The sequence below is a fragment of the Pedobacter psychroterrae genome (assembly GCF_004331695.1).
Lineage (GTDB): Bacteria > Bacteroidota > Bacteroidia > Sphingobacteriales > Sphingobacteriaceae > Pedobacter > Pedobacter psychroterrae.
The window spans coordinates 15,913-39,816 of record NZ_SJSL01000011.1 but is presented as its reverse complement, the minus strand read 5'-3'; the positions used below and the strand labels follow the sequence as shown (position 1 = coordinate 39,816).

General features: G+C 42.4%; 18 protein-coding genes. 17 read left to right on the top strand and 1 reads right to left on the bottom strand.

What is annotated here, in order from left to right; all coding sequences use genetic code 11:
- Positions 1-4: 4 nt before the first annotated feature.
- Complete coding sequence (locus tag EZ437_RS21230; RefSeq protein ID WP_131598145.1) at positions 5-910, bottom strand: SDR family oxidoreductase; 906 nt, start codon at positions 908-910, stop codon at positions 5-7.
- Positions 911-1,061: 151 nt separating this feature from the next.
- Here EZ437_RS21230 and atpD point away from each other — a divergent pair, with 151 nt between their 5' ends.
- The 17 genes from atpD (at position 1,062) to EZ437_RS21145 (ending at position 23,899) form a co-directional block, all read left to right on the top strand.
- Positions 1,062-2,564, top strand: coding sequence for a F0F1 ATP synthase subunit beta (atpD, locus tag EZ437_RS21225; RefSeq protein WP_131598144.1), 1,503 nt, complete (start codon positions 1,062-1,064; stop codon positions 2,562-2,564).
- 1 nt (position 2,565) lies between these two features.
- A complete protein-coding gene (gene atpC, locus EZ437_RS21220; protein WP_131598143.1) occupies positions 2,566-2,808 on the top strand; it encodes an ATP synthase F1 subunit epsilon in 243 nt (80 codons plus the stop codon).
- 520 nt (positions 2,809-3,328) lie between these two features.
- Positions 3,329-4,219 carry a branched-chain amino acid transaminase gene (locus EZ437_RS21215; RefSeq protein WP_131598142.1) on the top strand — a complete coding sequence of 297 codons (891 nt, stop codon included), beginning with the start codon at positions 3,329-3,331 and terminating at the stop codon, positions 4,217-4,219.
- A gap of 83 nt (positions 4,220-4,302) precedes the next feature.
- Entirely contained in the window at positions 4,303-6,000 is a 1,698-nt protein-coding gene (gene ilvD, locus EZ437_RS21210) for a dihydroxy-acid dehydratase (protein ID WP_131598141.1), read from the top strand.
- A gap of 29 nt (positions 6,001-6,029) precedes the next feature.
- Complete coding sequence (ilvB, locus tag EZ437_RS21205) at positions 6,030-7,769, top strand: biosynthetic-type acetolactate synthase large subunit (protein WP_131598140.1); 1,740 nt, start codon at positions 6,030-6,032, stop codon at positions 7,767-7,769.
- 10 nt (positions 7,770-7,779) lie between these two features.
- Complete coding sequence (gene ilvN, locus EZ437_RS21200; RefSeq protein ID WP_131598139.1) at positions 7,780-8,397, top strand: acetolactate synthase small subunit; 618 nt, start codon at positions 7,780-7,782, stop codon at positions 8,395-8,397.
- 84 nt (positions 8,398-8,481) lie between these two features.
- Positions 8,482-9,963, top strand: coding sequence for a ketol-acid reductoisomerase (gene ilvC / locus EZ437_RS21195; RefSeq protein WP_131598138.1), 1,482 nt, complete (start codon positions 8,482-8,484; stop codon positions 9,961-9,963).
- Between the two features lies 1 nt (position 9,964).
- Positions 9,965-11,428, top strand: coding sequence for an ATP-binding cassette domain-containing protein (locus tag EZ437_RS21190; protein ID WP_131598137.1), 1,464 nt, complete (start codon positions 9,965-9,967; stop codon positions 11,426-11,428).
- Between the two features lie 36 nt (positions 11,429-11,464).
- A complete protein-coding gene (locus EZ437_RS21185) occupies positions 11,465-12,634 on the top strand; it encodes a 2-isopropylmalate synthase (protein ID WP_131598136.1) in 1,170 nt (389 codons plus the stop codon).
- A gap of 14 nt (positions 12,635-12,648) precedes the next feature.
- Entirely contained in the window at positions 12,649-14,064 is a 1,416-nt protein-coding gene (gene leuC / locus EZ437_RS21180) for a 3-isopropylmalate dehydratase large subunit (RefSeq protein WP_131598135.1), read from the top strand.
- A 19-nt stretch (positions 14,065-14,083) separates the two neighbouring features.
- On the top strand, positions 14,084-14,680 hold the full coding sequence (gene leuD / locus EZ437_RS21175; protein ID WP_131598134.1) for a 3-isopropylmalate dehydratase small subunit: 597 nt from the start codon (positions 14,084-14,086) through the stop codon (positions 14,678-14,680).
- A gap of 18 nt (positions 14,681-14,698) precedes the next feature.
- On the top strand, positions 14,699-16,216 hold the full coding sequence (locus EZ437_RS21170) for an alpha-isopropylmalate synthase regulatory domain-containing protein (protein WP_131598133.1): 1,518 nt from the start codon (positions 14,699-14,701) through the stop codon (positions 16,214-16,216).
- A gap of 125 nt (positions 16,217-16,341) precedes the next feature.
- Positions 16,342-17,400, top strand: a complete 1,059-nt coding sequence (leuB, locus tag EZ437_RS21165; protein ID WP_131598132.1) for a 3-isopropylmalate dehydrogenase — start codon at positions 16,342-16,344, stop codon at positions 17,398-17,400.
- Between the two features lie 12 nt (positions 17,401-17,412).
- A complete protein-coding gene (gene ilvA / locus EZ437_RS21160; RefSeq protein ID WP_131598131.1) occupies positions 17,413-18,648 on the top strand; it encodes a threonine ammonia-lyase IlvA in 1,236 nt (411 codons plus the stop codon).
- A gap of 126 nt (positions 18,649-18,774) precedes the next feature.
- Entirely contained in the window at positions 18,775-19,185 is a 411-nt protein-coding gene (locus EZ437_RS21155) for a hypothetical protein (RefSeq protein ID WP_131598130.1), read from the top strand.
- A gap of 616 nt (positions 19,186-19,801) precedes the next feature.
- Positions 19,802-21,916, top strand: coding sequence for an InlB B-repeat-containing protein (locus EZ437_RS21150; protein ID WP_131598129.1), 2,115 nt, complete (start codon positions 19,802-19,804; stop codon positions 21,914-21,916).
- A gap of 36 nt (positions 21,917-21,952) precedes the next feature.
- Entirely contained in the window at positions 21,953-23,899 is a 1,947-nt protein-coding gene (locus tag EZ437_RS21145) for an OmpA family protein (protein WP_131598128.1), read from the top strand.
- Positions 23,900-23,904 lie beyond the last annotated feature (5 nt).

Below are 23,904 nucleotides of genomic sequence, written 5' to 3'. Positions count from 1 at the left end.
GCGCTTAGTTGCCGGCCAATTGCTGATCCAAAATCTGCAATCCTTCTTCAAAACTATGTGGATTATATCCCAGCTCCCTGATCGTCTTATCTAAGATAAAGCCGGTTCTGGCGGGTCTTTTAGCAGTCTGATTTAATGTTTCGGCACTTATCTCATTAATTAGTGATTTGTCCAGATGCCAGTAGTCGGCCACCCTCCCTACCAGTTCAGAAATGCTCATCATATCTTTACCTGAAGCGTTGTAAACACCAAATGCATCTTTCTCGACAGCAAGCAGGCAGCAATCAGCAAGGTCTTCGGCGAGTGTAGGCATTCGCCATTGATCGTTCACTACATTAATAGGCGCTCCCTTTTCTAAAGCCCCCTTGGCCCAAAGTACTATATTACTGCGACTCATATCGCTCACGATACCATATACAATGATGGTACGCAGGATAGCCCATTTGCACTGGGCTGTTTTGATCGCTTCTTCGGCTTCGAGCTTGGTCTGTCCATAATAACTTAGTGGATTGGGCGCTGCCATTTCATCATAAGGGCCATGCTCACCATCAAAAATGAAGTCCGTAGACAAATGGACGAGCTGGATATTGTGAATCTGACAGAGTTCGACCAAAGTCCTTACCGCTGTTACATTTAACTGGTAAGCCAGCTCTTTTTGATCCTCACAGGTATCTACGTTGGTCATAGCCGCGGTGTGGATAATGGCATCAGGTTTATGAATTTCAACAACATTTTTTACGGCAACGGGATCGAGGATATCCATATCGGCATATATATAACCACTTCGGACCGGATAACGGTCCGGGCCTTTAGCCGTAGCGATAAGGTTAAACTGCCTTGTTAACAAGACCTGCTGCGTTATTTTCTGTCCTAAAAGGCCATTGCTGCCAGTTACTAATATTGTTTTCATACCCGCTAAAATATCGATAAAAAAACTGTGGAAAAACTTTTTATTTATATATGTAATTCTTGTTGAAAAATTTTAACTTTGCAAACCGAATTGCGGACTTGTAAAACAGCCTTTAACAATTTGATATTTATAATTTTACCCAAAACAATATATGCCTAACATTGGAAAGATAGCGCAGATCATAGGACCGGTAGTTGACGTGAGTTTTGCTGACGATGCTCATTTACCTGAAATTTTCTCTGCATTAGAGATTACAAAAGAAAACGGACAGAAAGTCGTTTTAGAAGTTCAACAACACCTTGGAGAGGATCGTATACGCGCAATCGCCATGGACTCAACTGATGGTTTGGTTCGCGGAATGAAAGCAGTAGATACAGGTGCCGCTATCCAGATGCCCGTTGGTGATCAGATCAAAGGCCGTTTGTTCAATGTTGTTGGTGAAGCAATTGACGGCATCAATGCTGTGGATAAAACCGGTGGACGACCAATTCACAATGCTCCTCCAAGATTTGAAGATCTGTCAACTGAAACGGAAGTACTTTTTACAGGTATTAAAGTTATTGACTTATTAGAGCCTTATGCTAAAGGTGGTAAGATCGGTTTGTTTGGTGGTGCGGGTGTAGGAAAAACAGTATTGATCATGGAATTGGTAAACAACATTGCGAAAGCTTATGCTGGTTTATCAGTTTTCGCTGGTGTGGGTGAGCGTACACGTGAAGGTAATGACCTTTTGCGTGAGTTTATCGAATCTGGTGTAATCAACTATGGCGACGAATTCCTTCATTCAATGGAAAAAGGTGGATGGGACCTGAAAACAGTTGATATTGAAAAGTTAAAAGAATCTAAAGCAACCCTTGTATTTGGTCAGATGAACGAGCCTCCTGGTGCACGTGCACGTGTGGCTTTATCAGGACTAACAGTTGCAGAATATTTCCGTGATGGTGATGGCGAAGGCGCTGGAAAGGACATCCTTTTCTTCGTTGACAATATCTTCCGTTTCACTCAGGCAGGTTCTGAAGTATCGGCTCTATTAGGTCGCATGCCTTCAGCCGTAGGTTACCAGCCAACTTTGGCTACCGAGATGGGTTTGATGCAGGAGCGTATTACTTCAACTAAACGTGGTTCAATTACATCCGTACAGGCTGTTTATGTACCGGCGGATGATTTAACTGACCCGGCTCCGGCCACAACCTTTGCCCACTTAGATGCAACTACTGTATTGTCACGTAAAATTGCTGAGTTAGGTATCTATCCTGCAGTGGATCCATTGGATTCTACTTCACGTATCCTTTCCCGTGCTATTTTAGGTGATGAGCACTATGATACTGCTCAACGTGTAAAAGAAACTTTACAACGTTATAAAGAATTACAGGATATCATTGCGATTCTTGGTATGGACGAGTTGTCTGAAGAAGATAAACTGATTGTATCTCGTGCGCGTCGTGTTCAACGTTTCTTGTCTCAGCCATTCCATGTTGCTGAGCAATTCACTGGATTGAAAGGTGTATTGGTTGACATTAAAGATACCATCAAAGGATTTAACATGATCATGGATGGTGAGGTTGATGAATATCCGGAAGCTGCATTTAACCTGGTTGGAAGCATAGAAGAAGCGATAGAAAAAGGTAAAAAACTATTAGCTGAAGCAAACTAGTATGACATTAGAAATATTAACCCCAGATAAGAAAGTTTTTGAAGGTGAAGTAACTGCGGTTACCGTACCGGGTGTGATGGGTTCTTTCCAGATTTTGAAAGACCATGCCCCCATTATTTCAACTTTAGAAGACGGACCGGTAATTATTAGAAGTAAAACAGGTGAAGATACCTTCATTATTAAAGGTGGTGTGGTAGAAGTTTTAAAAAACAAAATTATTGTTCTGGCCGAAGGGGTTGCTTAATATTTAAATCAGATAATATTGAAAAGCCCTTTGAATATTCAAAGGGCTTTTTTGTTGTTCACAAAGCCGGAATTTCATCAACTTTTGTCAGCACTTTAGGTATTTTAAGAAGAAAACGAGGATATTTATGATGCTAGCATAACACCTATACCGAATACCGATTTCATATTCGGTATACAAGCCACCACTTTAAGACATGAATTACCACTTAAACTAAGAATATTATATCGAATTAATAAAAAATAACAGTATAATATTTTTTTTCAAATATTTTCACTGAACTATTGATAGTTTAAACATCAAGCACTAAATTGGTTTTTATAAACAACAACAAATAGAGAACAAATGAATCTTTCAGTCAACGTCTTATTTACTGTCATTATTAATGTAATTCTCCTGCTGATTATTCAGAAGGAAAAGGCGCTGTAAAAGAATATTTAATACTTATAAATACTCAAAAGCGCCACCCAAAGTGGCGCTTTTTTAATGAAACACCTATTATACAATCATATACCTCAAAATGCAATATTATAACTCAAATACGACACTTTACTTAAACGGGCAGTTTGAGAAAGCAGCAGAAGCAACCACTGATCTATACGGACAGTCGCTGCATTATGGGTATGCAGTTTTTGAAGGTATACGAGCTTACAATACGCACAACGGCACCCGTATTTTTAAAGCAAGGGCGCATTTTGAAAGGTTAAAAAAATCAGCTGAGCTGGTAGCTATGCCTTTCCCATGGGATATCGATGACCTGATCAATAAAACATATAAAGTACTTGAAATTAACAATTTAAAGGATGCTTATATTCGCCCGTTGGTTTACTGCCCGGCCAATATGTCGCTAATTGCCGGCAATGATGCTTCCATTATGATCTGTGCATGGGATTGGGGTGCTTACCTTGGGCATAAATTGCTTAAAGTATGTATTTCAGAATATGAGCGGCCTAATCCAAAATCAACACCTATACAGGCCAAAGTGAGTGGAAATTATGTAAACTCGATCCTGGCCACTACAGCAGCTAAAAGAAAAGGATTTGATGAGGCATTATTGCTGGATATGAATGGAAATATTGCCGAAGCACCAGGTGCAAATATCTTTATTGAAAAGAAAGGCAAACTGTATACACCGGCGCTTGGAAATATCCTGGCAGGGATTACGCGGGCGACAATCATAGAATTATGCCATGTATTGGATATTGAGATCATTGAAAAGCAGTTGACCGTAGCAGATTTAAAACAAGCCGACAGTGCTTTTTTCTGTGGCACAGCTACTGAAATAGCAGGAATTAGTTTAGTTGACGAATATCACTTCCCGCTAAAATGGACTGATAGTGCTGGCGCCACATTACAACGCACCTATAAAAACCTTGTGCTGGAAAAACAGAATTATGAAGTAATTATTTAGTAGCTAGATAGTACGATAAACAGCTTAAAAAAAACAAATAATAAAATTAACACAACACGAATAACCAAGATACAGACCTAATTATGTCACAAACACCAGAAATTAACAGATATAGTAAAACATTTACACAAGATCCTACCCAACCAGCTGCACAGGCGATGCTTTATGGAATTGGACTGACCAAAGCGGACATGGATAAAGCCCAGGTTGGTATTGCCAGTATGGGATACGATGGAAATACCTGCAACATGCACTTGAATGATTTGGCTAAGATTGTGAAAGACGGTGTCTGGAAAAATGACATGGTTGGTTTAACTTTCGGTACCATCGGTGTAAGTGATGGCATGTCTAACGGAACAGATGGTATGCGCTATTCTTTGGTTTCAAGAGACGTAATTGCTGATTCTATAGAAACCATTTGCGGTGGTCAATATTACGACGGACTAATTACCATCCCTGGCTGTGACAAAAACATGCCAGGCTCTATTATGGCGATGGGCCGCTTGAACCGTCCTTCTATCATGGTATATGGAGGAAGTATCCATTCAGGCAACTACAAAGGACAGGCATTGAACATTGTGTCTGCATTTGAAGCTTTAGGGCAAAAATTAGCAGGCAATTTAGAAGAAGAAGATTTTCAGGGAGTAATTAAAAACGCCTGTCCAGGTGCCGGCGCATGCGGTGGAATGTATACAGCCAACACCATGGCTTCAGCGATTGAAGCTTTAGGCATGAGCTTACCTTACAGCTCCTCCTACCCTGCTGTTAGCGAAGAAAAAAAGAACGAATGTCTGGCTGCAGGCAAGGCCATCAGGGTACTGCTGGAAAGAAATATATTGCCTTCAGACATCATGACCGACAAAGCATTTCACAATGCAATCGTACTGGTGATGGTTCTTGGCGGATCTACAAATGCAGTGTTGCATTTAATCGCTATGGCTAAATCTGTTGGCCTAAACCTTACACTGAATGACTTCCAGAGAATTAGTGACAGCACACCTGTACTTGGCGATCTTAAGCCAAGCGGAACTTACCTAATGGAAGATCTGCATAATATAGGTGGTGTACCTGCGGTAATGAAATACCTGCTTAAAGTTGGCCTGATCCATGGCGATTGCCTTACTGTAACAGGAAATACCATTGCAGAAAACGTTGCTGATGCAGTGGACCTTGAATTTGAAACACAAAAAATCATCTTCCCCGTGGAATCCCCGATAAAAGCAACCGGCCACCTTCAGATGTTGTATGGCAACCTGGCAACAAGTGGCGCAGTAGCCAAAATCAGCGGTAAAGAAGGTGAGAAATTTACTGGACCTGCGCGTGTATTTGATGGAGAAAAATCGCTTATGGCTGGCATCCAGAGTGGGCGCCTGAAAAGCGGAGATGTGGTGGTGATCAGACAAGTTGGCCCTAAAGGAGCTCCTGGTATGCCAGAGATGCTGAAACCTACCTCATTGATTATTGGTGCAGGCCTTGGTAAATCGGTTGCCCTGATCACAGATGGACGTTTTTCAGGAGGCACACACGGATTTGTGGTAGGGCACATTACCCCGGAAGCATGGGATGGCGGAAACATCGCACTGGTACATGATGACGACATCATAACCATCGATGCGGTAAACAACTCTATCGATGTACACCTTACTGATGAGCAGCTTGCTACACGCCGGGCGGTATGGAAACAACTTCCTCCACCCGTCACAAAAGGAGTACTCTACAAATATTTGAAACAAGTAAGTAATGCCAGTGAAGGTTGCGTAACAGATGCCTACACAGGTTAGAATTGAAAACCCCTTTAAAAAAGTATAAAATGGATACCATACAAGCAGAAGCAAGCACTTTGACAGCGCCTAAAAAAACGACAACAGTTTCAGGATCTGTAGCTTTATTGGAAGGACTAATAGCCGAGGGTGTTGAAACCATTTTTGGTTACCCAGGCGGTGCAATCATGCCGATATATGATGCACTTTACGATTATAACGATAAACTAAAACATATTTTGGTACGTCATGAGCAGGGCGGTACACATGCTGCTCAGGGTTATGCCCGGACCTCAGGAAAAGTGGGCGTGGCATTTGCCACCAGTGGCCCTGGGGCTACGAACCTGGTAACAGGTTTGGCTGATGCACAGATCGACAGCACCCCTATGGTATGCATCACCGGACAGGTGTTTGCACATCTTTTGGGCACCGATGCTTTCCAGGAAACTGATGTAATCAATATCACTACCCCGGTAACCAAATGGAACTACCAGATCACAGATGCCTCAGAGATTCCGAGTGTATTGGCAAAAGCATTTTACATTGCACGTAGCGGCCGGCCAGGACCTGTACTGATAGACATCACTAAAAACGCACAGTTACAAATGTTCGAATACGAAGGTTATGTTCCTTGCGAGCATATCCGCAGCTATCGCCCGAAACCATTGGTAAGGAAAGAATATGTGGAAGAAGCCGCTGCAATGATCAATTCAGCTAAAAAACCATTTATTCTTTTCGGACAAGGCGTTTTGCTTGGTAGCGCAGAAGCAGAATTTAAAGCTTTTGTAGAGAAAAGTGGTATTCCTGCAGCATGGACAATACTCGGAGCAGGTGCCATCCCGACTGATCATCCACTTAACGTGGGTATGTTGGGTATGCATGGGAATTATGGCCCCAATGTACAGACCAACTCCTGTGATGTGATGATTGCCATAGGGATGCGCTTTGACGACCGTGTAACTGGTCGCCTTGACAAATATGCCAAACAGGCTAAAGTGATCCACCTGGATATTGATCCTGCTGAAATAGATAAGAATGTAAAGGCAGATGTACCGGTATGGGGAGACTGCAAAGAAACCTTACCTATGCTGACTGCATTGATCGATCAGAAAGTACATACTGAATGGCTGGCAGAATTCAGGGCATACGACAAAACAGAAGTTGATACCGTCATTCATGAGGAACTGAACCCTCAAAGTGGTGAAATGACCATGGGCGAAGTGATTAATAAACTGAATTTCCTAACAAAAGGTGAAGCAGTAATTGTAACAGATGTGGGTCAGCATCAAATGGTGGCATGCCGGTATGCAAAATTCAACCAGACAAGAAGTAACATCACCAGCGGTGGTCTGGGCACAATGGGATTTGGCCTTCCTGCGGCTATAGGTGCTAAATTTGGCACACCTGACCGGACAGTAGTTGCCATTATCGGCGATGGAGGATTTCAAATGACCTGCCAGGAGCTCGGCACCATTATGCAAAGTGGCATTGATGTAAAGATCATGATATTGAACAACAGGTTTCTGGGTATGGTTCGTCAATGGCAACAGTTATTTCACGAAAAACGTTACTCATTTGTTGACATCACCAGTCCTGATTTCGTGAAGTTGGCTGAGGCCTATTACATAGCAGGCAAAAAAGTTGAGGTACGTGAAGACCTGGAAGCCGCACTGGAAGAAATGCTGAACCACAAAGGATCGTACCTTTTGGAAGTAATGGTAGCTAAAGAAAACAATGTATTTCCAATGGTACCACAAGGCATGAGTGTAAGCGAAATCAGACTTAAATAATTAGTAGATCATGAGCAATTCAAACGATACAGAAATAACAGGAAAGCAGGAATTTACCATTACCGCTTATACTGAAAACCGCATAGGAATCCTTAACCGGATCGCCATCATCTTCTCAAGAAGAAAGATCAATATAGAAAGCCTGAATACTTCACCTTCAGAAATTGAACACATTCACCGCTTCAATATCCTGATCCATGAAACGGAGGAAGTAGTGCGTAAGCTTTCACGTCAGATAGAAAAGCAGGTGGAAGTACTGAAGGTATATTATAATACCAATGAAGATATCATCTGGCAGGAAATGGCTTTGTATAAAGTACCAACCGACATTGTAGCAGAAAAGGTTTTGGTAGAGCGTCTGCTCCGCGAAAATGGAGCGAGGGTGGTAGTGATCAGAAAAGATTATACAGTATTTGAAGCTACCGGCCACAGAGAGGAAACTGATAAGCTGATTGAGGTATTGCAGCCTTTTGGATTAATTGAATTTGTACGAAGTGCTAGGGTAGCGATCATCAAGGACAGTGACGGCTTTAACAGGAAACTAAGAGAGTTTGAGCGCAGGCAGCCTGGTGAGGATGTGATTGAGAACGAGTATCTGGATAAAGAAAAGAACGTGTTTAGCATGTAACAGACCGTAACAACAAGCTAAAAAAATAGATAAGAAATAAACAAAATATAAACGAACCAATAAATCAAAAAAACAATAAAAACGATGTCAAATTATTTTAACACACTGCCTCTTAGAGAAAAATTAAACCAACTGGGTGTATGCGATTTCATGGAAAGCTCAGAATTTCTGGATGGCGTAAATGCACTGAAAGGTAAAAAACTGGTAATCGTAGGTTGCGGTGCCCAGGGATTGAACCAAGGTTTAAACTTAAGAGACAGTGGTTTGGACGTTGCTTATACTTTGCGTAAAGAAGCCATTGAAGGCAAAAGAGATTCATGGAAGAATGCTACAGAAAACAATTTCACTGTAGGAACTTATGAAGAATTAATTCCCTCGGCTGACATAGTGATCAACCTTACTCCTGACAAGCAGCACACTGCGGTGGTAAATGCAATTATGCCTTTGATGAAACAAGGTGCGACTTTGTTATACTCACATGGCTTCAATATCGTTGAAGAAGGCATGCAGGTCCGTAAAGACATCACTGTGATCATGGTGGCACCAAAATGTCCTGGAAGTGAAGTAAGGGCTGAATATGTAAGAGGATTTGGCGTACCAACCCTTATCGCTGTTCACCCAGAGAATGACCCGGAAGGAAAAGGACTGGCACAGGCAAAAGCTTATTGCGTAGGTACAGGCGGACACAGAGCGGGTGTATTGAGGTCATCTTTTGTGGCAGAAGTAAAGTCAGATTTGATGGGCGAGCAGACAATCCTTTGTGGTTTGTTGCAAACAGGTTCCATCCTGTCTTTCGACAAAATGGTTGAAAAAGGAATCGATGCAGGTTATGCATCTAAACTGGTTCAGTATGGGGTTGAAGTGATCACTGAGGCTTTAAAGCAAGGTGGTATCACTGCAATGATGGACAGATTGAGCAATGTGGCTAAGATCAGGGCATTTGAAGTATCAGAAGAATTGAAAGACATTATGCGTCCATTGTTCCAGAAACACCAGGATGACATCATGAGTGGTGAATTCAGCCGTATCATGATGGAAGACTGGGCTGCAGGTGATAAGAACTTATTAGCATGGCGTGCAGAAACAGGTGAAACTGCTTTTGAAAAAACACCAGCGGGGGATGTTAAGATCGGCGAACAGGAATATTTTGATAATTACACCTTAATGGTTGCTTTTGTAAGGGCGGGTGTGGAACTGGCATTTGAAACAATGGTTCAGGCTGGTATCAAACCAGAATCCGCTTACTACGAATCATTGCATGAAACGCCGCTTATCGCTAATACCATTGCACGTAAGAAATTATTTGAAATGAACCGCGTAATCTCCGATACTGCTGAATATGGCTGTTATTTATTTGACCAGGCCTGTAAGCCACTATTGGCTGATTTTATGTCAAAAGTAGATACAGACCTTGTTGGCAAGAACTTTAATGAAGGCAAAGACGGGGCGGTTGACAACAGAAATCTGATAGCTGTAAACGATGCGGTCCGCTCACACCAGGTAGAACAGATCGGAGCTGAATTGCGTAAAGCAATGACTGCAATGAAAGCAATCAAAACCGCATAATATGTCACAACCCGTCGTCCATATCACCAATCTTAATCTAAGGTACCGTCAAAATACGGTGCTACAGGGTTTGGATTGGGCCATACAACGGGGGGAGAACTGGTTGGTTTGTGGTAAAAGCGGTAGTGGAAAAACTTCAGTGGCCAAAGCCATTGCCGGACAAATCAGCTATAGCGGTAACATTAAAATAAATTTTGACACCTCATGTGCGCTGCCGGCCGCAGCGCACTATGTGGCAAACTGGTATCAGTTTAAAGACCTGGAAGGGCAATCTAACTTTTACTATCAGCAGCGGTACAACAAGCAGTCTACCGAGACAACTGCTTCTGTACGTGCTGAACTAGAAAACTACGCCAGGAAACATCAGCTTCATTTAAGCGAAGTTGTAGCAATTTTGGATGCTTTAGACTTTACAGAATTACTGGATGCAACATTGATCCAGTTGTCTAGCGGCGAGCATAAAAAACTACAGCTTACCAAAGCGATATGGCTGAAACCACAATTGCTAATCCTTGACCAGCCTTACAACGGTCTGGATGCCCGTTCCCGTCAAAACTTAAACATTTTACTGGAGGAAGTTTGCAGCCATGGAACGCAATTGATCCTGATCAGTAACGAACAGGAAATACCTGCTTCCATTCATCGTTATGCAGAGATCAGAGATGGTAGACTGCATGAGATAGCGGCTGGGCAACGCTTTTCCGGCTTGCAGCAACAAGTAACCAGGCCGGTTCCAGAATTTTTAAGTAACCCTACTGTATTTTCTTCTTTCCAGATCATTAAGATGATAGATGTCAACATCAGCTATGGTGAAAAACATGTATTAAAAAACATCAACTGGGAAGTTAATGCGGGTGAGAAATGGCTTTTACAAGGACCTAATGGCTCAGGAAAGTCGACGTTACTCAGCTTGATTACAGGCGACCACCCTCAGGCTTATGCCAACAATTTCTATTTGTTTGGCAATAAGAGAGGCAGCGGGGAAAGCATTTGGGAAATTAAGCAGCGCATAGGTCTGATATCACCTGAGCTGCACTGGTACTTCGATCCTTCTGCCACTGTATGGCAGAGCATTGCATCCGGATTTTATGACAGTTCAGGATTATTCTGCGATCCGGGATATACAAAACGTAAGCAAACCGATGAGCTGGTCCATTATTTCGGACTGGAGGAATATAAAAATGTATTGATGAGCGAACTGCCGCTTGGCCACCAAAGGCTGGCACTGCTGGCACGTACGATCATCAAAAATCCGGAACTACTGATATTGGATGAACCATGTCAGGGCCTGGATCAGCAACAAACAAAGCATTTTAATCAGCTGGTAGATGAGTTATGTGAAAATGGAACCACATTGATCTATGTGGGCCATTTTGAGTCGCAACTGCCAGCATGTATTGAAAAAAGAATTGTATTAAAAAACGGCGAAGTAAAATCTGTAGAAACTCTATTAGAAAATGCATAATGCCATGAAATTATATATAAACCAACACTAAGAATTATGTTACACGATCCGAATAGAGTTTATGTGTTTGACACCACCTTGAGGGATGGTGAACAAGTGCCGGGTTGTCAGTTGACAACCCCGGAAAAAATAGAAATTGCCAAAGAACTGGAAGCACTCGGCGTGGACATTATTGAAGCGGGGTTTCCTATTTCAAGTCCTGGCGATTTCCAAAGTGTTGTAGAGCTCTCAAAAGCAGTATCTGAACCGATTATCTGTGCGCTAACACGTGCCAATAAAGGTGATATTGATGCTGCCGTTGCAGCATTAAAGTTCGCCAAACGACCAAGGATCCATACTGGAATCGGTTCGTCTGACATGCACATTAAACATAAATTTAACAGCACCAGGGAAGATATCCTGGCGCGTGGCGTTGAAGCGGTCAAATATGCCAAGCAATTTGTAGAAGACATAGAGTTTTACGCTGAAGATGCCGGACGTGCAGATATCCATTTTCTGGCACAAATGGTAGAAGCTGTTATTGCAGCCGGAGCCACTGTGGTGAATATACCAGATACAAATGGCTATTGTTTGCCCGACCAGTATGGAAGCAAGATCAAATTTTTGAAGGAAAATGTTAAAAACATTGATCAGGCAATTATCTCGGTGCATTGCCACAATGATTTGGGTTTAGCTACCGCAAACTCTATTGCCGGTTTGCAAAATGGCGCCCGCCAGATTGAAGGTACCATTAACGGTATTGGTGAACGTGCAGGAAATACCTCTGTGGAGGAAGTCGTCATGATCTTAAAGACACATCCGATACTTGGCTTGCACACCCATATCAATACTAAAAATTTCTACGAGATCAGCCGTATGGTAAGCTCACAAATGCGCATGCCCGTACAGCCAAATAAAGCAATAGTAGGCAGCAATGCGTTTGCCCACAGTTCAGGCATTCATCAGGACGGATTCTTGAAAAACCGGGAGAACTATGAGATCATCAGACCAGAGGATGTTGGTTTCCCGAGCGCAAGTATTGTGCTTACCGCACGCAGTGGCAGACACGCTTTAAAATTCCATTTGGAACGACTGGGATTTAACCTTAGCAAAGAGGAACTAGGCGAAGCGTATCATCGCTTCCTGACATTGGCTGATAGTAAAATGGATATTAATGACGAAGATCTCTTAGTAATGATGAGTGGCGCGTTGGTAAAAAACTTATAATAAAAATATAAAAAATGAGCAAGACATTATTTGATAAGGTGTGGGACACTCACGTAGTACGTAAGATAGAAGGTGGCCCGGATGTGCTTTTTATAGACCGCCATCTTATTCACGAAGTTACCAGTCCGGTTGCCTTTTTAGGATTAAAGAGCAGAGGAATCACAGTGTTATATCCTGAACGTACATTTGCTACGGCAGACCATAACACACCAACCATCGACCAGCACCTGCCGGTTGCCGATCCTCTTTCTGCTAATCAGTTAAAAGCACTGGAATCAAACTCAAATGAATACGGGATCAGTCACTGGGGATTAGGCCATCAAAAAAACGGTATCGTTCACGTAGTTGGGCCGGAATATGGCATTACACAGCCAGGGGCAACTATTGTTTGCGGCGACTCACATACCTCTACTCATGGGGCATTTGGAGCGATTGCCTTTGGTATTGGTACCTCTGAGGTAGAAATGGTACTTTCTACGCAATGCATCATGCAGCCAAAACCTAAAAAGATGCGTATCAATGTAAATGGTAAGCTAGGTATAGGTGTTACCCCTAAGGATGTGGCACTGTTCATTATCTCTCAGCTTACTACTTCCGGTGCAACCGGATATTTCGTAGAATATGCTGGTGATGTTTTTGAGAATATGAGCATGGAAGGCAGGATGACTGTTTGTAACCTGAGCATTGAAATGGGTGCCCGCGGCGGTATGATCGCTCCGGACGAAACAACTATTGAATATGTAAAAGGCCGTGAGTTTAGCCCTAAAGGCGAAGCCTGGGACAGAGCATTGGCTTACTACAAAACGTTAAAAACTGATCCTGATGCTGTTTTTGATAAAGAACTAGTCTTTGATGGCTCTTCAATCGAGCCAATGATCACATATGGCACCAATCCTGGAATGGGAATGGGGATTTCTCATGACATTCCTGATGCTGCCCATGCAGAGGGTGGTGCTGCAACATATGCCAAATCATTGGGTTATATGGGTTTCTCTGAGGGTGAATCAATGATCGGCAAGAAAGTAGATTTCGTATTTGTCGGCAGCTGTACCAATGGCCGTATCGAAGATTTCAGGGCATTTACCTCTATAGTAAAAGGCAGGCACAAAGCTGAGGATGTTACCGTTTGGCTGGTTCCAGGATCTCACATTGTTGAAGCTCAAATCAAAGAGGAAGGTCTGCTGGATATATTAAATGAAGCTGGTTTTACCTTGCGTCAGCCAGGCTGTTCTGCTTGTTTAGCGATGAATGACGACAAGATACCTGCAGGAAAATATGCGGTAAGTACCTCCAACAGAAATTTTGAAGGAAGACAAGGGCCTGGTTCAAGAACCATGCTGGCCAGTCCATTGGTTGCCGCTGCTGCAGCTGTTACTGGTGTAGTTACCGACCCTAGAACATTAATAGAGAAAGTTGAAGAACTTGTATAACACACAATAAAAGATTAAAATGGCCTACGATAAATTTAATATACTTACAAGCACTGCGGTTCCGCTTCCAATAGAAAACGTGGATACTGATCAGTTGATCCCTGCACGCTTTTTAAAAGCTACAGAACGCGTTGGATTTGGCGACAACCTTTTTCGCGACTGGAGGTATAATCCTGACAACACACCAAAAAAAGATTTTGTATTGAACAACCCTGTTTACAGTGGTAAAATACTCGTCGGCGGTAAGAACTTCGGTTCAGGATCGTCAAGGGAGCATGCCGCATGGTCAGTGTATGACTATGGATTCAGGTGTGTAGTATCCAGCTTCTTTGCTGATATTTTTAGAAATAACTGTTTGAATATTGGCGTATTGCCTGTACAGGTCAGTGCTGAATTTTCTGAAAAGATCTTTGCGGCAATCTTTGCTGATCCTAATACAGAACTGGAAGTAAACTTACCTGACCAAACGATTACGCTTTTGGCAACAGGAGAAAAAGAAACTTTCGAAATAAGTCCGTACAAAAAGGACAATATGCTGAATGGCTTTGATGACATTGACTATCTGCAGAGCATCAAGCCGGAAATTGAGCAGTTTGCGTTACAACTTCCTCTTTAATAAAGCAAAAGCTTGCACATGGAAAGAAGGAAAATAGAGATAATGGATACTACACTCCGCGATGGTGAACAAACATCGGGAGTGTCATTTTCCATTTCAGAAAAACTAACCATCACCCAGTTATTATTGGAAGAGCTTCATGTAGACAGAGCAGAGATTGCTTCTGCACGCGTATCGGATGGCGAGTTTCAGGCAGTAAAGGCCATCTTAAACTGGGCAACAGCAAACGGATATGAAGACCGGATAGAGGTGCTGTCTTTCGTAGACAACGGTGTTTCGATCGAGTGGATGATCAATGCAGGTGTTAAAGTTCAGAACTTGTTGACTAAAGGCTCTTTAAACCACCTCACTCATCAGCTTAAAAAGACACCTGAACAGCATTTTGCAGAGATCAAACACGTAATTGACCTTGCCGGTTCCAATAATATTGCTACCAATGTTTATCTGGAAGACTGGAGCAACGGTATGCGCAACTCTCCGGAGTACGTTTATCAATACCTCGACTTTCTTTCTACCCAACCGGTAAAAAGAATACTGCTTCCTGATACGCTGGGTATTTTAACGCCATCGGAAACCTTTAAATATATAACTGCATTACAATCCAGGTATCCTGATATCCATTTTGATTTCCATGCACACAATGATTACGATCTGGGCACAGCAAACGTTTTGGAAGCTGTAAAAGCTGGAATAAGCGGTCTGCACCTGACGGTTAATGGCATGGGTGAACGAGCAGGGAACGCTGCGATGGCCAGCGCCGTTGCCGTAATCAAAGATTTCGTACCTGAAGTCGAGATCCAGTTGAAGGAATCGTCTATTTATAAAGTGAGTAAACTGGTAGAAACCTTTTCTGGTGTCAGGATCCCGTCCAACAAGCCAATCGTTGGTGATCATGTATTTACCCAGACTGCGGGTATCCATGCAGATGGCGACAACAAGAACAACTTGTACTTTAACGACTTGCTGCCTGAACGTTTTGGAAGAAAACGCCAGTACGCACTCGGCAAGACGTCGGGCAAAGCAAACATAGAAAAGAACCTGCAGGAATTAGGTTTAAAGCTAAACGATGAAGACCTGAAGAAAGTGACCCAAAGGGTGATTGAACTGGGTGATAAAAAGGAAACTGTGACTAAGGAAGACCTGCCATACATCATATCAGATGTGCTGGACAGCAATCTTTATGAAGAAAAAGTAAGTGTGCAATCATATGTACTCACCAATGCAATGGGCCTTCGCCCTTCGGCTACCATCTCGGTGGTGATAGACGGAGAGAAATTTGAAGAGCATGCACAGGGAGATGGTCAGTTTGATGCCTTTATGAATGCACTTACTAATGTGTACGATAAAAAAAGCAGAAGTCTGCCACAACTAATTGATTACGCCGTAAGGATCGCCCCCGGCAGTAATTCAGATGCATTGTGCGAAACGATTATCACCTGGGAAATAGGTCAGAAGATATTCATAACCAGGGGACTGGATTCAGACCAGACTGTAAGTGCCATCAAATCTACCCAAAAAATGCTGAACATTATTTAAGTATTTATTATAAAGCGGCGTCATCCTGAAGTAACTCCATGATGACGATTGCGAAAAAGAGACCGATTGTCTTTTATTAATGATATAACGTCGATATTACCAGTTAAAAACTAAAATTAAACTATATGAAACTCAATATTGCTCTTCTAGCAGGAGATGGGATCGGGCCAGAGGTAATAGACCAGGCTGTAAAAGTGTCAAATGCAGTAGCAAAGAAATTTAACCACGAAATAATATGGACGTCGGGCATTACAGGCGCTGCGGCAATTGATGAAGTCGGCGAGCCCTATCCGGATGCTACCCATGAAATCTGCATGGCAGCCGATGCGGTCTTGTTTGGCGCTATCGGCCATCCAAGATATGACAATGACCCAAAAGCTACGGTCCGTCCTGAACAAGGATTGCTGAAAATGCGCCAAAAGCTGGGCTTATTTGCAAACGTACGCCCAACATTTACTTTCCCTTCTTTAATTGATAATTCGCCATTAAAAAGAGAGCGTATAGAAGGAACTGACCTGATTATCCTAAGGGAGCTGACAGGTGGTATCTATTTTGGTGAAAGAGGAAGAAAAGACGATGGCAACACCGCTTTTGATACCTGTACCTACACAAGAGCAGAGGTTCAGCGTCTGGCCAAATTGGGTTTTGAAATGGCAATGACACGTAGTAAAAGACTTTGCTGCGTAGACAAAGCAAACGTATTGGAAACATCACGTTTGTGGAGAGAGACTGTACAGGATATGGAAAAAGACTTTCCGGAAGTAACTGTAAGCTATGAATTTGTAGATGCGGTAGCGATGCGTTTGGTACAGTGGCCAAATTCGTATGATGTACTGATCACAGAAAACCTGTTTGGTGATATCCTGACTGATGAAGCCTCGGTTATTTCGGGTTCTATGGGCTTGATGCCTTCTGCTTCAATCGGAATTCATACTTCTTTGTTTGAGCCTATCCACGGTTCTTATCCGCAAGCTGCAGGCAAGGATATTGCTAACCCTTTAGCCACAGTATTGTCTGCCGCTATGATGTTTGAAGATGCCTTCGGATTGAAAGAAGAAGCAGAACTGATCAGATCAGTTGTAAACAAGTCCTTAGCAGAAGGTATTGTAACGGAAGACCTTTCCGGAAAAAATAAAGCATACAAAACCAGTGAAGTAGGTGATTGGCTGGCCAATAACATATAGTAGCTGCAATACATGACCCTATTAGATTCCAAAGCAGCTGCCAAAAGATTAGCGGGTGTGGTAAAACACACTCCGCTAATCTATAATGCTAAACTGTCTGAAAAGTACGAAGCTGAAATATACCTGAAGCGGGAAGACATGCAGATCGTTCGTTCGTACAAACTACGTGGTGCCTACAATATGATCAGCCAGTTGAGTCCTGAGGAATTGAGCAGGGGAATCGTTTGTGCAAGTGCAGGCAACCATGCCCAGGGAGTAGCTTTTTCCTGCGACAAACTGGGTACAAAAGGTGTGATCTTCATGCCTGAAATTACGCCAAAGCAAAAGGTGAAGCAAACAGAGATGTTTGGTAACAATAGCGTGGAACTGGTGTTGGTCGGCGATACCTTTGACGATTGTCTTATAGAAGCCCTGGCTTATACCGCAGCACACAACATGACTTTCATCCCTCCCTTTGATAATTATAGCATTATTGAGGGACAGGGCACCGTTGGTGTGGAGATCTTTGAAGACTTACCGGATGTTGAGGTGGTGATCATGCCTGTTGGCGGGGGCGGTTTGGCAGCAGGTGTAGGCAGCTACTTAAAAAGCAAAAATCCTGACATATTGTTATTTGGTGTTGAACCCGAGGGCGCCCCTTCTATGTTAAAAGCATTTGAGCATGGCGGGCCTTTAACTTTACCTGAGATAAATCGTTTCGTTGATGGTGCTTCTGTAAAGCGAGTAGGCCAGCTGACTTACCAACTTTGCGAAAAAGTACTGGATGACATGCAGCTAGTGGCTGAAGGAAAGATCTGCACCACTATATTAAAGTTATACAATGAGGATGCAATTGTGGTTGAGCCCGCCGGTGCTCTTTCAGTAACTGCGCTGGATGCTTATAAGGATAAAATAAAAGGTAAAAAGGTAGTTTGCGTAATTAGCGGTGGCAATAATGATATCGAAAGAATGCAGGAGATCAAGGAAAAATCTCTGTTGTATGAAGGACTAAAGCACTACTTTATTGTTCGTTTTCCGCAAAGACCGGGGGCATTAAAGCTATTTGTAAATAGTGTACTTGGGCCGCATGATGACATTACCCGTTTTGAATTTATCAAGAAGACCAACCGTGAAAATGGCCCGGCCCTTGTGGGGATAGAGCTAACACAGCCTACAGATTATGATTCGCTAGTTGCACGTATGAAAGAATTCAAATTCGAAATCATCGAACTCAATAACGACCAGACTTTGTTTGAATATTTGGTTTAAGGACTAATTTTACAACTTTGTTTTGCATAACATTTTAATTACAGTATAAAATATATTTTTGAATTATATTTTGTGGCAATGAATTTGCGTTCATTAAATTAAACACACAAATCAAATACTCACACAATGAAAAAACTGCTTTTACTAATCCTTTGTACCACCACGCTGGGCCTGGTGTCGTGCAAAAAAGACACCATTATCCAGGAGCCATTGAACAGGACTTACACTTTCAACATTCAACCTAATCAGTGGGTATTGAGTGGAGATGGTCTCTCCTATACTTATGAATGGGATAGCGATGGTGCTATTAATGGTGAGACGTTAGATTATGATGGCGTACTGGTATATCTGTCGCATCCGATCAATTCCAATAGCGATATCCAATTACCTTACGTATACAATGTAGATGCATACAGCTATGAATTATTTGATGGGGGCATCGCAATCGACATTCAAAGCTCAGATAATCAAGACGTAACCCCAATAAAACCTGCTCGCGTAATTAGAGCTAAAGTTGTTGTAATTAGGTCTGAGTAATTAGCGATAATAAGATATATTAATTGATACCTGAAAAAGGCCAATGTTATTTAAAAACATTGGCCTTTTTTATAATATTACATTCTTCGTTATTATCCATGCCTAACCCTATTCATCCCCAGTTTATGGGTTGATTAGGACTTGCTTTATAGTATAGTTAAACATCGCCTGCTTTACGTCCATAGTCGCAAATCGCAATCTACCACCGCAAATGAACTGGTGCAGCAATGGTCATTAACCTTTTGAAATGTCAAAACTACTAATTGAGTAACTTATTCGTTGCAGGAATACACTTTACTCCTTTAAACAGATCACAAATAATTTATTATAATATTTAAATTAAATATCTTATTTAGAAAATATGTCTTCCTTAATTAAAATATTACATAGGTAGATATATAATTAAAGTTTTGACGCTAGAGCTATAGGCTATTATGCGAATGTTAGTGTCCCAGCTATAATTCTCCATTTGCGCTTTATTTTGAAATAATAAGGGCATCCGTTTTGTAAACTCCATTGGTAATTGAGGGGTTAAAACAAAATCATCCTGTACTCTTTAAATGACCAAATATCGTTGTTTATACCCTCATGAGTACAAATAAATAATCTACACAAAATGAACAAAAAAATTACTTTAATCCAGGGTTGCAGTTCTTTGCGCATGCACCCGCGCTATTCCAAATTAGGTCTTTTGATCTTCTCTTCTTTAGTAGTGCTCGCTACCTTGGTAGCAGGATGTAAAAAGGATGATTTTGAAGGCGAAGTCGTTGGTCTTTGTCCGGTAATTGTTTCGACTGATCCGATGGACAAGGCAGTAGATGTGGCACTTAATAAAGAAATTTCTATTACGTTCAATACGGAAATGGATTCTTCAAGCATTAATAGCACTACATTTACCATCAAGCAAGGGGCAACCCTAGTATCAGGCAAGTATCGTCAGGGTGCAGATGCAAAGACTTTCATTTTTAAACCTGATGTGGCTTTATTGCCATTTGCTGTATACTCAGGCACAGTCACCACGGGAGCTAAAGACATATTTCATACCGCTATGGTCAGTGATTATGTTTGGAGTTTTACCACTATTCCCCTAATAAGTTTATCAGCTAACCCCGCTATCGGAGGAACAACTTCCGGAGGTGGTACATTTGCACAAGGTTCATCTGCAACAGTGGTAGCTACACCAAATACGGGCTATACTTTTACCAACTGGACGGAAAACGGAACGGAAGTATCTACCAGTTCGAGCTATCAGTTCACCATCGCAGCAAACAGAACGCTAGTGGCCAATTTCACAGCAGTGCCTATTGGTAACTTTGCAGTAAACCTGTCATCCAGTCCTGCAGCAGGCGGAACGACCACCGGTTCAGGTTCTTATGCCACTGGTACGCTAGTAACAATCACTGCGTCCGCTAATACAGGTTATACATTTATGAACTGGACAGAAAATGGGGTAATTGTTTCAACCAGTTCGAGTTTCCAGTTTAACTTGACAGCCAACAGGACATTTGTAGCCAATTTCAAACAGGTACCTGCTTCTCAGTTTGCAGTAATCTTATCGTCCAGCCCTGCTGCTGGTGGAACTACTGACGGAGAGGGATCGTATGCTTCAGGTACATCTGTAACCATTCTGGCTACAAAAAATACCGGATACACTTTCACAAACTGGACTGATAAAACATCCGGAACAGTGGTATCAACAAGCGCAAGCTATACTTTTGCACTTACAACAAACCGAACGCTGGTAGCAAACTTTGTCCGCAATACTTATACGTTGACGGTAACCGCCGAAAATGGGACGGTGCTTAAAGTTCCTAACCAGGCTACTTACAATCATGGTGCGACAGTTATACTTACGGCCACTCCAAATGCAGGCTACGTGTTTACCTCATGGAGCAATGACGCTACGGGCTCAGTAAATCCGCTTACAGTGGTAATGAACGCCAATAAAAGCATCACTGCAAACTTCACATTAATCCCCGTAGTTCCACCTCCATCTATATTGGGAAGCGCGGCTCTGTTTGGTGCATTCGGCGGAAGCGCTGGAATAACCAATCAGGGACTCAATACAGTGATCAACAATGGTAGCATCGGCACAACAGGAGCTTCGACCTTGATCACAGGATTTCATGACGGAACAACCGGTGATATCTATACAGAAACTCCACTTAATGTCGGTAATGTAAAAGGCAGAATTTATACGGCGCCTCCCGCTCCGGGAACTGCAACATCGTTTGCAGTAGCTCAAAAAGGATTAGCTGATGCAAATATCGCTTACAACAGTATTTCGCCAGCATCAAAACCTGGTGGTACAGATCCTGGCGCAGGTGAACTGGGCGGATTAACATTGGCTCCAGGCGTATATAAATCAGCAAGCGGAACCTTTAAAATAACGAATGGCAACCTTACGCTTGACGCTAAAGGAGATGCCAATGCGGAATGGATTTTCCAGACAGCAGCAGGTCTTACAGTCGGCATAGCTGGTCCTACTGGTGCTAAAAGCGTTATATTGACTGGCGGTGCGCAGGCTAAAAATGTATATTGGTATGTTGGTAGTGCTGCAGTAATCAACGCTGCAGGCGGTGGAATTATGACAGGAACCATCATTTCATCAGCCGGAGTAACTTTCTCCACAGCTGGAAATGCAGTGCAAACAGTATTGAATGGTAGAGCACTTTCTTTGGTTGCTTCTGTTACCATGGTAAATACAACCATCAATGTTCCTGCTAACTAATCAGATCCTCAACAAAGAAAATAATTTAAAAAACATATGATATCCATAAATAAAATTATTCAAAAAATTGCTATCGGCTGTGTGATGACACTGCTTGTGCAGACAAGTGTATTCGCACAAACTACTACACAGCCAAAATGGTGGTTTGGTATTTCAGGAGGTGCAAATGTTAACTTCTATGAAGGTACTACCCAGAGGCTCAACAGCTCGCTGATCGTGCCCGCTGCATTTCATAAAGGTGATGGTGTTAAGCCATTTGGTTCATTTTTAATAGAATACCGTCCCGGCAATGTGTGGGGCGGCTTATTGAACCTCGGTTATGACGGTCGCGGAGGTAAATTTTATGATGTAATCGCGCCATGTGATTGCCCAGCAACCTTAAAAACGAATACGAGTTATTTGACCATCGAACCGAGCTTGCGTTTTAGTCCCGGTGGCGGTAATTTCTATATGTTTGCTGGCCCCCGTGTTGGCATTAATTTAGAAAAGGACTTTTCTTATACCCAGCTTAAGCAACCTAATACGGATGCGGAGTTTAGTGAAATGCGTAAAACGGTTATTTCCGGACAGGCGGGTATCGGGTATGATATTCAGGTTTCCCCAGCAAGCAGCACTACGAAATTTGTGATCTCTCCTTTTGTTTCCTACCATCCGTATTTCGGACAAGATGTTAGAAGCATAGAAAGCTGGTCGGTGAGTACAGTACGGGCAGGTATTGCGTTAAAACTCGGTAAAGGAAAGAAAGTGGTAAGAGAAGAAACTACGACAGTAGCACCGGTAGCACCGACTGCTGACGTGAGCTTCGCCGTGCGCGCGCCTAAAACTATCCTGATGAAGCGTGTAGTAAGTGAAACACTTCCTTTATTAAACTATGTGTTTTTTGATGAAGGAACTGCTGAGATACCAAGCCGTTATGTCGTGCTCTCTAAGGAACAGGCACAGAATTTTAAAGAAGTCCAGCTGCAGGAAGAGCAATCTGCTACCCTAACCGGACGCTCGGCCAGGCAGTTAAACGTCTACTATAACGTCCTTAATATCATCGGTGACCGTATGAGGTCTAACCCGCAGGCAAAGATCACTTTGAGCGGAGCTTCGCTAAAAGGTGCGGATGAAGGCAAACTGTTTGCTTCCAATATGAAAACTTATCTGGTAGATGTATTTCAGATTGACCCGAGCAGAATTGCCATTAATGGCCGCATCAAACCTTTAGTTCCATCAGAACAACCCGGAGGAAATAAAGAACTAGCATTGCTAAGAGCAGGAGACCGCAGAGTTGACATCCAAAGCACTTCTCCGGAATTGATGATGGAAGTTGGCGGTGGAATGATGAAGCCGGTGCAGATGAATACTACCCAGTCTGATCCTATGGACAGTCATGTTGTTTTCAATGTAGATAAAGCCGAAAATGTACTTAGTGCTTACTCAATAGACCTCACAGATGAAAGTGGTAAAGTACAGCATTTTGGACCATTTACAAAAAATCAGGAAAGCATACCAGGAAAAACCATACTCGGCGATAAAACAAGCGGAGACTATAAAGTTGTGCTGTCAGGTACGACAAAAAGTGGGGCTGCCATCAGAAAAGAAGGCGCTGTGCATTTGGCAATTCAGGAGGAACAGGTAGAGAATGGTTTACGCCATAGCATCCTGTTCAATTTTAATAAATCTACCACTGTTGCTACTTACAGGCAGTTTCTGGAAAATGTAGTAGCACCACTTATAGCAGATGGATCTACAGTGATCATACACGGTCATACCGATATTATCGGTACGGAAGACTACAATACAAAACTATCTGACAGAAGGGCCAGACAGGCGCAACAAATTCTCGAAGCTTCATTAACCAAAGCCGGCAAATCAAATGTAAAGTTTGAAACTTCAGGTTTAGGAGAAGCGGAAGATAAGTCGCCATTTGACAACAATACACCTGAAGAACGATTCTATAACAGAACCGTAATCATTGATATTGTTTCTTATAAATAGTTAAA

Bases quoted from the DNA above. Each gene is read 5' to 3' on its own strand.
- EZ437_RS21230 (WP_131598145.1), bottom strand. From the start codon at position 910: ATGAAAACAATATTAGTAACTGGCAGCAATGGCCTTTTAGGACAGAAA.
- atpD (WP_131598144.1), top strand. From the start codon at position 1,062: ATGCCTAACATTGGAAAGATAGCGCAGATCATAGGACCGGTAGTTGAC.
- atpC (WP_131598143.1), top strand. From the start codon at position 2,566: ATGACATTAGAAATATTAACCCCAGATAAGAAAGTTTTTGAAGGTGAA.
- EZ437_RS21215 (WP_131598142.1), top strand. From the start codon at position 3,329: ATGCAATATTATAACTCAAATACGACACTTTACTTAAACGGGCAGTTT.
- ilvD (WP_131598141.1), top strand. From the start codon at position 4,303: ATGTCACAAACACCAGAAATTAACAGATATAGTAAAACATTTACACAA.
- ilvB (WP_131598140.1), top strand. From the start codon at position 6,030: ATGGATACCATACAAGCAGAAGCAAGCACTTTGACAGCGCCTAAAAAA.
- ilvN (WP_131598139.1), top strand. From the start codon at position 7,780: ATGAGCAATTCAAACGATACAGAAATAACAGGAAAGCAGGAATTTACC.
- ilvC (WP_131598138.1), top strand. From the start codon at position 8,482: ATGTCAAATTATTTTAACACACTGCCTCTTAGAGAAAAATTAAACCAA.
- EZ437_RS21190 (WP_131598137.1), top strand. From the start codon at position 9,965: ATGTCACAACCCGTCGTCCATATCACCAATCTTAATCTAAGGTACCGT.
- EZ437_RS21185 (WP_131598136.1), top strand. From the start codon at position 11,465: ATGTTACACGATCCGAATAGAGTTTATGTGTTTGACACCACCTTGAGG.
- leuC (WP_131598135.1), top strand. From the start codon at position 12,649: ATGAGCAAGACATTATTTGATAAGGTGTGGGACACTCACGTAGTACGT.
- leuD (WP_131598134.1), top strand. From the start codon at position 14,084: ATGGCCTACGATAAATTTAATATACTTACAAGCACTGCGGTTCCGCTT.
- EZ437_RS21170 (WP_131598133.1), top strand. From the start codon at position 14,699: ATGGAAAGAAGGAAAATAGAGATAATGGATACTACACTCCGCGATGGT.
- leuB (WP_131598132.1), top strand. From the start codon at position 16,342: ATGAAACTCAATATTGCTCTTCTAGCAGGAGATGGGATCGGGCCAGAG.
- ilvA (WP_131598131.1), top strand. From the start codon at position 17,413: ATGACCCTATTAGATTCCAAAGCAGCTGCCAAAAGATTAGCGGGTGTG.
- EZ437_RS21155 (WP_131598130.1), top strand. From the start codon at position 18,775: ATGAAAAAACTGCTTTTACTAATCCTTTGTACCACCACGCTGGGCCTG.
- EZ437_RS21150 (WP_131598129.1), top strand. From the start codon at position 19,802: ATGAACAAAAAAATTACTTTAATCCAGGGTTGCAGTTCTTTGCGCATG.
- EZ437_RS21145 (WP_131598128.1), top strand. From the start codon at position 21,953: ATGATATCCATAAATAAAATTATTCAAAAAATTGCTATCGGCTGTGTG.